Annotated in this window: 12 protein-coding genes; 8 read left to right on the forward strand and 4 right to left on the reverse strand. The window is 67.8% G+C overall.

Features of this window, described 5'->3' with window-relative positions:
• The first annotated feature begins 125 nt into the window (after positions 1 to 125).
• The gene (locus tag IEX71_RS19515; protein ID WP_188838741.1) at positions 126 to 314 is read left to right on the forward strand and encodes a hypothetical protein; all 189 of its coding nucleotides are present in this window, start codon (positions 126 to 128) and stop codon (positions 312 to 314) included.
• 32 nt (positions 315 to 346) lie between these two features.
• On the opposite strand, the gene IEX71_RS19520 is transcribed toward IEX71_RS19515, so the two are convergent.
• The 4 genes from IEX71_RS19520 to IEX71_RS19535 all read right to left on the reverse strand — a co-directional run bounded on the left by IEX71_RS19520 (position 347) and on the right by IEX71_RS19535 (position 4,485).
• Positions 347 to 802: an SRPBCC family protein gene (locus tag IEX71_RS19520; RefSeq protein ID WP_188838742.1), complete on the reverse strand. Its 456-nt coding sequence runs from the start codon at positions 800 to 802 to the stop codon at positions 347 to 349.
• A 40-nt stretch (positions 803 to 842) separates the two neighbouring features.
• Entirely contained in the window at positions 843 to 2,651 is a 1,809-nt protein-coding gene (locus IEX71_RS19525; protein WP_188838743.1) for a sialidase family protein, read from the reverse strand.
• Between the two features lie 120 nt (positions 2,652 to 2,771).
• Entirely contained in the window at positions 2,772 to 3,740 is a 969-nt protein-coding gene (locus IEX71_RS19530) for an acetylxylan esterase (RefSeq protein ID WP_188838744.1), read from the reverse strand.
• Positions 3,733 to 4,485, reverse strand: a complete 753-nt coding sequence (locus IEX71_RS19535; RefSeq protein ID WP_188838745.1) for a FadR/GntR family transcriptional regulator — start codon at positions 4,483 to 4,485, stop codon at positions 3,733 to 3,735. The genes IEX71_RS19530 and IEX71_RS19535 overlap by 8 nt, the downstream gene beginning before the upstream one ends.
• A 107-nt stretch (positions 4,486 to 4,592) precedes the next feature.
• Here IEX71_RS19535 and IEX71_RS19540 point away from each other — a divergent pair, with 107 nt between their 5' ends.
• The 7 genes from IEX71_RS19540 to IEX71_RS19570 all read left to right on the forward strand — a co-directional run bounded on the left by IEX71_RS19540 (position 4,593) and on the right by IEX71_RS19570 (position 12,906).
• Positions 4,593 to 6,230, forward strand: a complete 1,638-nt coding sequence (locus IEX71_RS19540; protein WP_188838746.1) for an ABC transporter substrate-binding protein — start codon at positions 4,593 to 4,595, stop codon at positions 6,228 to 6,230.
• 48 nt (positions 6,231 to 6,278) lie between these two features.
• Positions 6,279 to 7,235, forward strand: coding sequence for an ABC transporter permease (locus tag IEX71_RS19545; protein WP_188838747.1), 957 nt, complete (start codon positions 6,279 to 6,281; stop codon positions 7,233 to 7,235).
• On the forward strand, positions 7,235 to 9,244 hold the full coding sequence (locus tag IEX71_RS19550) for a dipeptide/oligopeptide/nickel ABC transporter permease/ATP-binding protein (protein WP_188838748.1): 2,010 nt from the start codon (positions 7,235 to 7,237) through the stop codon (positions 9,242 to 9,244). The genes IEX71_RS19545 and IEX71_RS19550 overlap by 1 nt, the downstream gene beginning before the upstream one ends.
• Positions 9,241 to 10,275: an ABC transporter ATP-binding protein gene (locus IEX71_RS19555; RefSeq protein WP_188838749.1), complete on the forward strand. Its 1,035-nt coding sequence runs from the start codon at positions 9,241 to 9,243 to the stop codon at positions 10,273 to 10,275. Before IEX71_RS19550 ends, IEX71_RS19555 begins: the two co-directional genes overlap by 4 nt.
• Before the next feature lie 3 nt (positions 10,276 to 10,278).
• Positions 10,279 to 11,214, forward strand: coding sequence for a dihydrodipicolinate synthase family protein (locus IEX71_RS19560; protein ID WP_188838750.1), 936 nt, complete (start codon positions 10,279 to 10,281; stop codon positions 11,212 to 11,214).
• 64 nt (positions 11,215 to 11,278) lie between these two features.
• Positions 11,279 to 12,220 (forward strand): ROK family protein, encoded by a 942-nt coding sequence (locus IEX71_RS19565; RefSeq protein WP_188838751.1) that lies wholly within the window; start codon positions 11,279 to 11,281, stop codon positions 12,218 to 12,220.
• Complete coding sequence (locus IEX71_RS19570; protein ID WP_229749884.1) at positions 12,217 to 12,906, forward strand: N-acetylmannosamine-6-phosphate 2-epimerase; 690 nt, start codon at positions 12,217 to 12,219, stop codon at positions 12,904 to 12,906. Before IEX71_RS19565 ends, IEX71_RS19570 begins: the two co-directional genes overlap by 4 nt.
• Positions 12,907 to 12,989: the final 83 nt, after the last annotated feature.

Consider the following 12,989-nt stretch of genomic DNA (forward strand, 5'->3'; position numbering starts at 1 on the left):
GACGCTGTGCAGCAGCGCCGTCCGTGCAGAAGTGAGCAGGTATTGGGCCGGAAGTGACCTGGTGAGTGAGCAGCCTTCGGGATGACAGTGGGCCTATCGGAAAACGAGTCGTCAAGGAGCCCGCCATGGAAAACATCTCGACCTTCGTCTGGTCCTACTTCGCGATCGCGGGTCTCGGCATCGTCGCCCTCGCCGCAGTCCTGGTGACGTGGTCGGTGCAATACGTGATGGCCACGCGCTCCGAGGCGACGCGCACCACGATGCGCCGGCGGCCGGTGGTCGTCCACCACCGTCATTTCGCCCTGCATCACTGACGGGGCGAATCCGCCTGACGGGGATACCCCCGTCAGACGGATTCTACTGTGGCAGCGAGCTTTTCGAGGGATGCCGACAGTTTGTCCGGCGTCGTCGAACGGGCCCGCTCCACGCGCTTGGCGTCGTGCAGCTGCGACCAGTCGTAGGTGTGGGTGACGAGGGTGCGGCTCTCGTCGACCTGCTCCAACTCCCACCGCCACAGGTGACCGGCCGGCGGCTGACCTTCGTTGCTGGGGCACCACGCGATGCGGCGGCCCTCTTCGAACTCCACGACCAGGTTGTCGCGGATGGAGTCATTGGTCAGTCGGGTCCGGAAGATCTCGCCGACGCCGTGGACGCGTTGCCCGGGTGCCGCCTCGGCAAGGTTGTCGTTGCCGTCCCACGCCGGCTGCCGACTCGGGTCCGCGATCACCTCGAAGATCGTCGGTGCCGGTGCGGCCATCTCCAAGGTTGCGCTGACGACCTTGGTCTCCTCCGTTGCTGTCATGACTCCATCCTGGCAGCCGGAGCGGGGTCAGTGCTCGGTGTCAGTGCTCGGTATCAAGGGTGATCGCCTCCCCGGAGACGGTGTCGGCGGCGCCGCCTGCGGACGACTGCCCGGTGACGGTCAGCCGCGGCACGTAACCGCTTGCCGTGACGTCCGCGTCGGTGACCCTGTGCTTGCCGTACCGGCAGGTGTATGACGCGCCCGCCGCGAGCGACGAGAAGTGGCACCGGGCGAGACCGTCCTGGTTGCCGGTCACGGTCACATCGGTCAGTGTCGTGTTGCCGGTGTTGGTGATCCGGGTGGAGTAGGTCGCGACGTCGCCGACGATGCCCGCCGGGCCGCCGGCGTCGAGGTGGTCCAGGTAGGGCTCGATCCGCACGGCCGGTGTCGCGGGCGCCCGGTCGTTCGCAGCGACGTCGACGGTCACCATCGTGTCCGAGGTGCGGCCGGCGGCGGCATACCGCACGGCGAACCGGTGATCGCCCGGCGCCGCGGCGAGTGCCGTGCTGACGGGGACGTCGACGGTGGTGCTGTCATGTGCCGCGATGCCGGGCACGCGCACTTCCGGCGCGTGCCAGCCGTCGGGTGCGCTCGGCTGCAGGACTCCGGAGCCGAGCGCGTGGCCGGTCTGATTGGTGATCGTCAACGGGACGGTCTGCGTGTCGCCGGCCGTGATGGTCGTCGACGGCGCGCTGATCGGCGCACAGAGCGTTTTCATACCCTTCAACGAGAACGACGTGTAGGTCATGTGCCGGTAGCCGTCTCGTTCGTAGAAGAGACCGACCTCGTCCGAGGTCACCATCGTCAGCGTCGAGTATGCCGAGCTGTCCTTGTCGATCACCTTGGACGCGGCCCACGTCTTGCCGTCGTCGCAGGAGAGCCGGACGGTCTCGTTGCGCCGGATCGTTGGGTCGTCGTTGTTGGCGGACAGCAGCAGGTGTGAGGCCGGGTCGCTCGCAGGTGCGTCCGGGGCGACGCGGATGACGGCCCCGTTGTCGCCCGGGTCGACCAGGGTCGGGTCGGCGACCGGCCGGGAGTAGGTCTCGCCGCCGTCGTGCGAGATCGCCACCAGCCGGCGCGGTGCGGAGCGGACATTGAGCATGACCGAGCCGTCGGCCAGTTGCACCGTCTTGTTCTCGTCCATGCCGGGGCCGACCGGCTTGCCCATGTGCCAGGTCTCGCCGTGGTCGTCGCTGTAAGCGCTCGCGGCGTAGTTCTGCCCGTTGATCCGGATGCAGTACTGCTGGAGCAGTCGGCCGGCATACGGGCCGGTGGTCAGCTGGATGCCCTGGCCGGACGAGGCGAACATCCCGCCCCACGACGGGTCCTTGATCTGCGGGGTGATGCGGCGGGAATGCCACGTCACGCCGTCGTCGTCGGAATAGCTGTAGTCGGCCTGCAGCACATTCGGGTCGGTCGGGTCGGTGCCGGTGGTGGAGCCGATGAATCCCTGGTTCATGCCGGCGGCGTAGAACAGGAAGATCCGCCCGGTGTCCTTGTCGACCAGCAGGCTCGGGTCGCCGTAGCCGTGCGGTGCCGGATCCTGGCGGACGACCTGCTGCTTCTGCCAGGTCTTCCCACCGTCGGTGCTGCGCCGGATGATCATCGCGATGTTGCTGGGCAGGTCGGCCATGGTCGGGCGGGCGTCGTATGCCGCGATCAGCGTGCCCTCCGTGGTCTTGGTCAGCGCGGGGATGCGGTACTGCGGGAAGCCGTTGGTGCCACGCGTCGCCAGCGTGATCGACGGGTCACCGGGTGGCGCGGCGGCGGCTGCGCCGGGGAGTGCGGTGACGACCAGTAGGGCGCCGGCGCCGACTGCGAGGAATGCGTTGGTCAGGGGAGTACGCATGGGAGAGGTCCTTTCGACATACATCAGACGTCTGATGTCTATGGACCGTAGTGGCGCCGCGCCGTGCTGTGTGGGTTACGCGCCACCGGATCGATCCGGCGGGCGAGGTCCTTCGGTCGGTCAGCTCCAGAGGCGCTGCAACCACTCGATGGCGGCGATCTGGTCGTCCGCCTCGCCGGCCTCGTGATTGTTGTAGGGGTGGACGTCGACTTCCTTGGGCCCTGCGTAGTGGTTGTAGACGCCGAAGCCGCCGGACGGTGGGCAGATGGTGTCCATCAGTGCGATCGAGAACTTCGCGGGCGCCGTGGCGTGCGCGGCCATCGTGATGCCGTCGACGTAATCCATTGTGCGCAAAGCGCGTTCGGCCTCGGAGCGATGCGTTCCGAGGTATGCGATCAGCTCGTAGTAGGGGCGCTCGTCGGTGATGCGGACGGCGCGGCGGACATCGGCGAGGAAGGGCACGCCGACGATCGACGCCCGCACCATCTCACCCGCCAAGGCGGTGGCTGCCAGCGCGATCGCGCCGCCCTGACTGGCTCCGGAGACGGCCAACCGTTGCGGGTCGGTGCCTTCGAGGTCGAGCGCTGCCTCGATGGCGCGCACCGCATCGGTGAACACCCGCCGGTAGAAGTAGTCGTGCGGGTCGAGGATGCCCTGTGTCAGGAACCCCTCGACGTATGGCGAGTTGCTGCCGGCCGGGTCGCCGGTGCTGCCGGCGCGGCGGGCGCGTGCCCCCTGGCCGCGGGTGTCCATGACCAGGATCGCGAACCCCGCGGCCGGCCATGCGAGCCAGTCCAGGGGAGTGCCGCGCCCGTCGCCATACCCGAGGAACTGCACGACGGTGCCTCGGACGGGGCCGGTGGGCCGGATGTGCCAGGCACCCACGCGGTGTCCGCCGAAGCCGGCGAACGACACGTCCTGGGTGATGACATTCGGCAGGTATGCCGCGGCCCTTCGGGCTTCGATCGCGAGATCGTGCTCGCGCGCACCGGCGAGGGTGTCGTCCCAGAAGGACTGCCAGTCCTGCGGTTCGCGCCGTTCGGGCAGGTAGCTCTCCAGCCGCTCGAGCGGGAGATCGAATTCAGGCACCCGGGCGCTCCTCGGGCAACGGGTCCGTGTCGGCGGCAAGGGTCGCCAGAGTGCGGATCTGTTCCTTGACCGGCGCGTAGTGCTCCTCGATCGCGAGCTGCAGGCGGTCCAGGTCGTGCGCCGCCGCCGCGTCGACGATCTCTACGTGGGCGTGCGCCGTGCGCTGCCAGTTGCGGTCGCTCACGTCCAGGGTCGTGGCGACGCGAGACTGCACCTCCCAGAAGGCGCCGGTCAACTGCACGACGAGTTCGTTCCCGATGGGCTGGAGCAGCAAGAGGTGGAAGGCGCGGTCCTGTTCGACATACGGCTTGCCGCGATCGGCGAGGTCGCACATCTGTTGGGCAAGATCGGCGAGCTTCGTGCGCTCGGTGCTCCCGAGGCCGTCGATGATCATGCCGGCGAAGCCCTGCTCCATCAGCTGCCGGATCGAGACGACGTCGGACAGCACGCGGTAGTCGGTGGTGGTGCCCAGGAGCGACCGGAAGGCCAGGCTCTCGACCATCGCGCTGAGCGACAGGCTGCCGACGAAGGTGCCGTGGCCGTGGCGGACCTCGACGATGTCGAGGGCGCTGAGGGTGCGGATCGCCTCACGCACGCTCGAGCGGCTCGCGCCGATGGCATCCATCAGCTCGGGCTCGGTGGGCAGCGGATCGCCGGCACGCAGGCGACGATCCAGGATGTAGCTCTTGATCTGTTCCACGACCTGCAATTGCGCGGTTCGTGGTCGTCCATCGCGCTCGCTCATACGGCCTCCCTCAAATTCCCTGGCACGAAGTTACCGTATCCCAACATCAGACGTCTGATGTCTTGTATGGTCGCTCCCGTTCACCACTTAGCAACCTGGAGGCCGCCGTGTCCCACAAGAACTCACCGCTCGATCCTGCCGGACTCACCGGGGCATCGCGGCGGCAATTTCTGAAATACACCAGTGTTCTCGGCGCTGCAGCGGGCGTCGCTGCGACGGTCAGCGCGTGCGGGCCGTCCAGCGGAACGTCCGGCAATGGCGGTGGCGGAGGCAAGGGTGGTTCGTCGACCATCAGCGCGACCCTCGCGTTCCAGCTGTCCGGCACGCTCGACCCCGACAACCACTCCAGCGCGGTCGCGACCGCGGCGAACCAGCATGTCTTCGAGGCACTGGTCGACCTCGACCCGGCGTCCCGGGAGCCCTATCTCGCGCTCGCGAAGGCACAGCCCAAGGCGAGTTCCGATGGGTTGAAGTGGACCGTCGAGCTGCGCGACGGCGCGAAGTTCTCCGACGGCTCGGCCGTTACCGGTGAGGACGTCGCGTGGTCGTTCACGCGATCGATGGACCCGGCCGTGCTGATGTCGCAGTTCATCTCTTTCATCAAGTCCGTGAAGGCAACCGGCAAGACCTCGGTGGAGTTCACCCTCAAGGAGCCGTTCCCGCTCTTCCCCACCCGAATCTCGGTCATCAAGATCGTGCCGAAGGCCCACACCAAGACCGCGGCGCAGGCCAAGAAGTTCGGCGACCAGCCGATCGGTTCCGGTCCGTGGGTGCTGGACTCCGCCGACCCGAACAGCGGCCTGACCTTCTCGGTCAACAAGCACTACAACGGCAAGTACAAGGCCAAGGCGACCAAGATGGTCTGGCACACCACGACGCAGGACTCGACCCGCATCGCCGACCTGCAGAGCGGTCGTTCGCAGACGATCGAGGCAGTGCCCTTCGTCAACGTGAAGCAGCTGAAGAAGACCAAGAAGGTCGAAGCCAAGCAGGCCTTCAACCAGATCTTCCTGATGTTCAACTGCTCGGCAAAACCCTTCGACGACAAGCGAGTCCGGCAGGCGCTGCACTACGCGATCGACACCGACGCCATCGTCAGGACAGCGTTCCAGGGCTACGCCTCTGCGGCGCAGAGCTACCTCGACGAGGGCAACGCCGACTTCCAGAAGGCCTCGACCGTCTACAACCACGACCCGGCCAAGGCCAAGAAGTTGCTCGCCGAGGCCGGCGCCTCCAACCTCTCGATCGAGCTGGTCACCACCGACGCCGGAGCCGTCGCATCCACGGCTCCGCTGATCATCGACGCGTGGAAGAAGGTGGGTGTCACCGCGAAGTTGAACACCGCACCGTCGGCGTCGGTCTACGCACCGGCACCGGACGGCCTGATCACCAAGCCGAACTTCCGGGTGCTGCTGGCCTCCGGTGACCCGACCGTGTATGGCGCCGACGTCGACCTGCTGATGCGCTGGTTCTACTACGGCGCCACCTGGCCGGTCGACCGGTTCCACTGGCAGAAGGCCTCGGCCAAGAAGGTCGCCGACTGGCTGGACGAAGCCGCCAAGGAGTCCGACGAGGCCAAGCAGAAGGCGTTGTGGCAGAAGGCGATCGACTTCGTCGCCGACGAGGCCCCGCTCTATCCGGTGGTGCACACGAAGATGGTCACCGGCTGGGACGACAAGAAGCTGACCGACTTCGAGCCGGTCGCCACCACGGGCCTGTACTTCCTCAAGGCCAAGCCCGCCTGAGGAGCCGCTCATCAATTCTGACCAGGTCCCGACCGAGGAGGTGTTCGCATGGCTCGCGTACTCAGCCTGATCTTCCGGCGAATACTGACGTTGATCCCGCTGCTGCTCGGCATCGCACTCTTCGTCTTCGTCATCATGCGCCTGTCGCCGGTGAACTCCGCCGTCTCCGCGCTCGGCGACAGCGCGAGCAAACAGCAGATCGCGCAGTACAACCACGAACACGGCCTCGACAAGTCGCCACCGGTGCAGTTCGTCAACTTCATCGGTGATCTGCTCACCGGCGATCTCGGCACGACCCAATCGCTGAACAAGCCGGTGTCGAGCCTGGTCGAGGAGGCGTTGCCGGTCACCATCGAGCTGACCGTGCTGGGCGTGCTACTGGCGTTCGTCCTCGCGATGGTGCTCGGCATCGTCGCGGCGCTCTACCGCGACAAGTGGCCCGACCACGCGGTGCGCGTCATGTCGATGGCCGGGATCTCCATCCCGTCGTTCTGGTTGGCGCTGTTGTTGATTCAGCAGTTCGCGATCAGCCGGTCGTGGTTGCCGAACGCCGGGTACGTCAATCCGGGAGAGGACTTCGGCGGGTTCTTGAAGTCGATGGCGATGCCGGCGGTGTCGCTGGCGCTGCCCGTCGGTTGTTCACTCGCCAGGATCGTGCGGACCTCGATGGTGGAGGAGCTGGACAAGGACTACGTGCGCACTGCGTATGGCGCGGGTCTGCCGCCATACGTCGTCGTCGGGCGCAACGTCCTGCGCAACGCGCTGGTCAACCCGCTCACCGTCCTCGGCCTGCGCGTCGGCTACCTGCTCGGCGGCACGATCATCATCGAGGCGATCTTCCAATTGCCGGGCATGGGGACGCTGGTCATGCAGGCGGTGACGACGAACGACACGTCGCTGGCCCAGGGCACCATCCTGGTCATCGCCGGCTGTTTCGTCGTCATCAACCTGGTCGTCGACCTGCTCTACATGGTCGCCAACCCGAGATTGCGAGGAGGCCACTGATGGCTGGATATCGCGCGGGCCTGACCCGCAAACTGTCGGAGAGCCCCGGCACCCGATCGATGACCCTGTCGCGGCTGGGCATCCCGTCGCGCATCGCGCTGTGCTTCGTCGGATTGCTGATCCTGGTGGCGATCTTCAGCGGGTTGCTCACACCGCACGACCCGACGCAGACGGGCCTCGGCGCCGTCGGGACCGGACCGAGCGGTGACTACTGGTTCGGCCTGGACGCTTCGGGTCGGGACATCTTCTCGCGGTTGATCGCCGGCACCCGGCGATCGCTCGAGGTCGGGTTCGGCGCGGCAGCGTTCGCGTTGGTCTTCGGTTCGGTGCTCGGAGCCGTGGCCGCGACCAGCCGCAAGGTCGTCGACGAGACCGTCATGCGCCTGCTGGACGTCGTGATGGCCTTCCCAGCCATCGCGCTCGCCGCGGTGCTCGTGGTGGCCTACGGCAAGGACAAGCTGTCGGTGCTGATCCTCGCGATCGGCTTCGTCTTCACTCCGTCCATCGCCCGAGTGGTGCGAGCCAATGTGCTGTCGCAGTACGGCGAGGACTACGTCGCAGCGGAGCAGGTCATAGGCGCTCGCCGGTTCCACATCCTGCGGGGTCACGTGCTGCGCAACTGTGCGGCACCGGTCATGGTGTTCACCACGGTGATGGTCGCCGACTCGATCATCTTCGAGGCGTCGTTGTCCTTCATCGGAGGAGGCCTGCCGGGGCAAGCGGCGCAGTCGTCGTGGGGTTCGGTCATCGCCTACGGCCAGCAGATCCTGCAGGCCGGCAGCTGGTGGGCGACGTTCTTCCCAGGACTGCTCATCCTGGTGACGGTCCTGTGCCTCAACGTGTTGTCCGAGGGCATCTCGGACGCCTGGGCGGCGCCGGCGGCTCGCGGCTCCGCACCGACCGGCTCGGCCGAGATCGAGGCCGAGGAGAAGGCAGCCGGCGGCGCTCCGGCGGAGGATCTCCCGGGTCTGGCGCTCGCCGCCGAGCGGTTGCGAGCGAGCGCACGACCGCTACCCGAGGCCGAGCCGATCCTGACGGTGCGTGACCTGCGGATCGACTTCCCCGGACGTCATCGTTGGGTCGCCATCGTCGACGGTGTCGACCTCGAGGTGCGACCCGGCGAAGTGCTCGGTCTGGTCGGGGAATCCGGCAGCGGAAAGTCGTTGACCTCTCTCGCGATCATGGGCCTGCTGCCCAAGGACGCGCACGTCGCCGGCTCGATGACGTTCGACGGCAAGGAACTCGTCGGCATGAAGCCGGGTAGGCGTCGCGCGTTGATGGGTCGGAAGATCGCGATGGTCTACCAGGATGCGCTCTCGGCGCTGAACCCTGCGATGACCATCAAAGCCCAACTGCAACAGGTCATTCGGCGCGGCGGCACCAGGTCCGCCGACGAACTGATGGGCCTGGTCGGGCTGGACACGAGGCGAACGCTGGCGGCATACCCGCACGAACTGTCCGGTGGTCAGCGCCAACGTGTCGTGATCGCGATGGCGCTGGCACGGGACGCCAAGCTGATCATCGCCGACGAGCCGACGACCGCGCTGGACGTCACCGTGCAGGCGCAGGTCATCGAGTTGCTGCTGCGGCTGCGGGCCGAACACGGCTTCGCGCTGATCCTGGTCAGTCATGACCTGGCCCTGGTCAGCGAGGTCTGCGACCGCGTCGCCGTGATGTATGGCGGTCGGATCGTCGAGGCCGGCGTCGCCGCCGACGTCGTGGAGCAGCCCCAACACCATTACTCCCGTGGGCTGCTCGGATCGGTGCTCTCCTTGGAGGCGGGTGCCGAACGACTCACCCAGATCCGCGGGACCGTGCCGTCGCCGGCCGACTTCCCGGCCGGCTGTCGCTTCGCCGACCGTTGTCCCGCGGCGACCTCGGTCTGTCACGAGGACGTGCCGCAGATGATCGCCCACGGAACCAACCCGGACGTGCACCGATCCGCGTGCCATCACGCGGTCACCGGACAGAGCTCCACACCCGATCTCATGAAGGCGGCAGGGAAATGAACACTCCACTGTTGGAGGGCAAGGACCTGCACGTGGTCCACCGCATCCGCGGTGGTGGCCTGTTCGGCAGCGGTCATGTCTACGCGCTGACCGGTGCTGACGTGGCGATCGAAGCGGGCAGCACCGTCGGCATCGTCGGCGAATCCGGTTGCGGCAAATCGACACTCGCGCGCGTGCTGGTGGGCCTGCAGCGGCCGACCGAGGGCTCGCTGCTGTGGGAGGGGCACGACGTCTGGGCGATGTCCGCTCGCGAACGGCGCACTGTGCTCGGCCGCGGCGTCGGGATGATCTTCCAGGACCCCTCCGGCTCGCTGAACCGGCGGATGCCGGTGTCGGAGATCATCCGGGACCCGCTGGACGTGCACCGCTGGAAGTCTCCGAGGGAGCGTGCTGTGCGGGTGCGGGAGCTGATGGACCTCGTCGGACTGCCGGTCTCTCTCGCGGATGCGTTGCCCACGTCGCTGTCCGGCGGGCAGCGCCAGCGTGTGTCCATCGCGCGGGCACTGGCGCTGGACCCCGCGCTCGTCGTGGCCGACGAACCGACGAGCGCATTGGACGTGTCGGTCCGTGCCCAGATCCTCAATCTGCTGCTCGACCTCAAGAGCCAGCTCAACCTGGCAATGGTCTTCGTGTCACACGACATTCAGACCGTCCGGCGCGTCAGCGACCGGGTCATCAGCATGTACCTCGGCCGGATCGTCGAGCAGGCACCGGCCGCCGGACTGCCCGATGACGGTCGGCATCCCTACACACGGGCGCTCTTCTCGGCCGCGCCCAGCCTGCTGCACCCGACCGACCCGATCCCGTTGGGCGGGTCGGTGCCGTCGGCGTCCGCGCCGCCGAGCGGCTGTCCCTTCCGAACCCGCTGCTGGCGGGCGGACGACGTCTGCGCCACCGAGATGCCGGCGTATGACGAGGTTGCCGTAGACCACTCTGTCCGCTGCTATCACCCGATCGAATCCACAACCACCACAACAGAATTGCTGCGCGAGGCCACCGCCGACCGCGCAACGGCTGCGCAAGGAGCGTGAACTGTGACCACTACCTACACCGGCGTCATCCCGCCCGTCCTCACCCCACTGACCGAGGACGGCACCGTGGACCGGGACTCGCTCGAGCGACTCGTGCAGCATCTGCTCGACGGTGGCGTCGACGGCCTCTTCGCCCTCGGCAGCTCGGGGGAGACCGTCTTCCTGACCGACGAGCAGCGGGATGAGGCGCTGGAGGTCATCGTGCACACGGCGGCCGGCGCGGTGCCGGTGATGGCCGGCTGCATCGAGCCGACGACTCCGCGGGTGCTGGAGCGGCTGCGCGCGGCCGAACGCTTCGGCGCCGATGCGACCGTCGTCACGGCCCCGTTCTACGCGATCGTCGGACCGCACGAGATCGAGAGACACCTGCGGGCCGTGGCATCGGCGTCGTCGCTGCCGGTGGTCGCCTACGACATACCGGTCTGCGTCGGCCGCAAGCTGCCGCTGGACCTGCTGTTGCGGCTGGCGGGCGAGGGAGTGCTGGCCGGCGTCAAGGACTCCAGCGGGGACGACGTCGCGTTCCGGCAGTTGCGGATCGGGCTGGACGACCAGGGCGACAGCACATTCTCGTTGCTGACCGGACACGAGCTGGTCGTCGACGGGATGCTGCTCGCCGGTGCCTCCGGATCGGTGCCCGGCCTGGGCAACGTCGACCCGGCCGGTTATGTGCGGCTGCACTCGTATGCCGGCAAGCAGGACTGGGCGGCAGCGCGCGCCGAGCAGGAGCGGTTGGCGCGCCTCTTCCGCATCGTCGACGCCGCGGACCCGGCCACGGCCGCCGGCGCCACGCGGGGTGTCGGTGCCTTCAAGACCGCAGCCCACCTGCTGGGCATCATCGATTCGCCGACCGTGTCGCTGCCGATGCGAGGCTACGACGAGGCCGAAACCGGCCGTGTCCGTGAGCAATTGGAGCTTGCCGGACTCGACGTCCGGCGATGAGTGAGCGCAGCGAGCGATCGATGATCTCAGGCGTTCGCGGGTGCCGACGAAGGAGGGAACCGCGATGAGTGCCGCCGCATCACGGTGCGCCGTCGGCGTTGATATCGGGGGTACCAAGACGGTTGCCGCGCTGGTGGACGGTTCGGGAGCCGTCATCGGACGGGCAGCCGAGCCGACCCCCGGCGGCGACGGTCCGGACGCGATCCTGGCGACAGCGCTCCGACTGGTGAAGGCCGTCGCCGACGGTACCCGCCCCCTCGGGGTGGGGATCGGGTCAGCCGGCGTGATCGACCACCGGTCCGGCGTCGTGCTCTCGGCGACCAGTGTGCTGCGCGACTGGGCGGGCACGCTTGTGCGAGAGCGCATTTCGGACGCGACTGCGCTGCCGGTGCAGGTGGTCAACGACGTGCACGCGCACGCGCTCGGGGAGGCGTGGATCGGCGCCGCGGCCGGCGCCGGTTCGATGCTGATGGTCGCGGTCGGGACGGGGGTCGGTGCGTCGTTCGTGCACGGGGGAGAGGTGCTGTTCGGTGCGCACTGCGTGGCGGGGCATCTCGGGCACGTGCCGTCCGCCGCGGCGGGAAGTCGCCTCTGCGTCTGCGGACGCGTGGGGCACCTTGAAGCGGTCGCGGCAGGGCCGGCACTGACAGCGTCATACAGCGAGCTTGTCGGGCGGCCGGTGAGCACGCTGCAGGAAGTGGTGCGCGACGCGGTCGCCGGGTCGGAGGCCGCGCGCGTCGTCGTCACCGATGGCGCGAAGGCGCTCGGTGCCGCTGTCGGCGGTGCGGTGAACCTGCTCGATCCCGAGGTCGTCGTGATCGGCGGCGGGGTGGTCGGCGCGGGTCAGATGTGGTGGCGGCCGATGGAGCGCGCGTTGCGCGACGAACTGCTGCCGGCGACCGCGGATGTGCAGGTATGCGGAAGCCGGCTCGGCTCCGATGCGGCACTGGTCGGCGCGGCTCGACTCGTGCTGACCGACGACTTCAGAACGAAGGGAAAACGTTGAAACACAACGTGATCGAGTCGTTGCGCGGCAGGTTGATCGTGTCCTGTCAGGCCTACCCGGGCGAACCGATGCGTGATCCGCGGACCATGACGCAGATGGCGTTGTCCGCGGCCCGCGGTGGTGCGGCGGCGATCCGCGCCCAGGGCCTGGACGATCTGCGGCTGATCCATCGGCAGGTCGAGCTGCCGGCGATCGGTCTGTGGAAGGACGGCGATGCGCTGGTCTACATCACCCCCACTCTGGAGCACGCGCTCGCAGTGGCGGAGACCGGCGTCGAGATCGTGGCGATCGACGGCACCGCGCAGAACCGGCCCGATGGGCGGACCGTCGCCGAGACCATCGCCGAATTGCACCGGCGCACAGACGTTCTCGTGATGGCGGACTGCTCCACCCTGGAAGAAGGGCGGTCCGCAGCCGACGCGGGCGCGGATCTGGTCGGCACCACGTTGGCGGGGTATACGCCATACACGAATAAGACCGCAGGTCCCGATCTGCGACTTGTCGAGCAACTCGCTGCCGCTGTCGACGTGCCGGTCATCTGCGAGGGGCGAGTGCACACACCGGACCAGGCGCGCGGGGCGATCGAGGCGGGTGCGTTCAGCGTGGTGGTCGGCACCGCCATCACACATCCGACCACCATCACCGGGTGGTTCGCCGATGCTGTGGGCTCGGCACAACACGGTTGATCATCGAAGCCTGCAGAACGTGCGCTCGACGGTGCGGTCTGCAGAATGACCGTGGGATCGATTGCTTTTACACCCAATTCAGC

It is taken from the genome of Flexivirga endophytica (assembly GCF_014640635.1).
In the GTDB taxonomy this organism is placed as follows: domain Bacteria; phylum Actinomycetota; class Actinomycetes; order Actinomycetales; family Dermatophilaceae; genus Flexivirga; species Flexivirga endophytica.

What these genes read in the sequence shown, in the direction of transcription:
- IEX71_RS19515 (WP_188838741.1), top strand. Translation starts at nt 126, where the DNA reads ATGGAAAACATCTCGACCTTCGTCTGGTCCTACTTCGCGATCGCGGGT.
- IEX71_RS19520 (WP_188838742.1), bottom strand. Translation starts at nt 802, where the DNA reads ATGACAGCAACGGAGGAGACCAAGGTCGTCAGCGCAACCTTGGAGATG.
- IEX71_RS19525 (WP_188838743.1), bottom strand. Translation starts at nt 2,651, where the DNA reads ATGCGTACTCCCCTGACCAACGCATTCCTCGCAGTCGGCGCCGGCGCC.
- IEX71_RS19535 (WP_188838745.1), bottom strand. Translation starts at nt 4,485, where the DNA reads ATGAGCGAGCGCGATGGACGACCACGAACCGCGCAATTGCAGGTCGTG.
- IEX71_RS19545 (WP_188838747.1), top strand. Translation starts at nt 6,279, where the DNA reads ATGGCTCGCGTACTCAGCCTGATCTTCCGGCGAATACTGACGTTGATC.
- IEX71_RS19550 (WP_188838748.1), top strand. Translation starts at nt 7,235, where the DNA reads ATGGCTGGATATCGCGCGGGCCTGACCCGCAAACTGTCGGAGAGCCCC.
- IEX71_RS19555 (WP_188838749.1), top strand. Translation starts at nt 9,241, where the DNA reads ATGAACACTCCACTGTTGGAGGGCAAGGACCTGCACGTGGTCCACCGC.
- IEX71_RS19565 (WP_188838751.1), top strand. Translation starts at nt 11,279, where the DNA reads ATGAGTGCCGCCGCATCACGGTGCGCCGTCGGCGTTGATATCGGGGGT.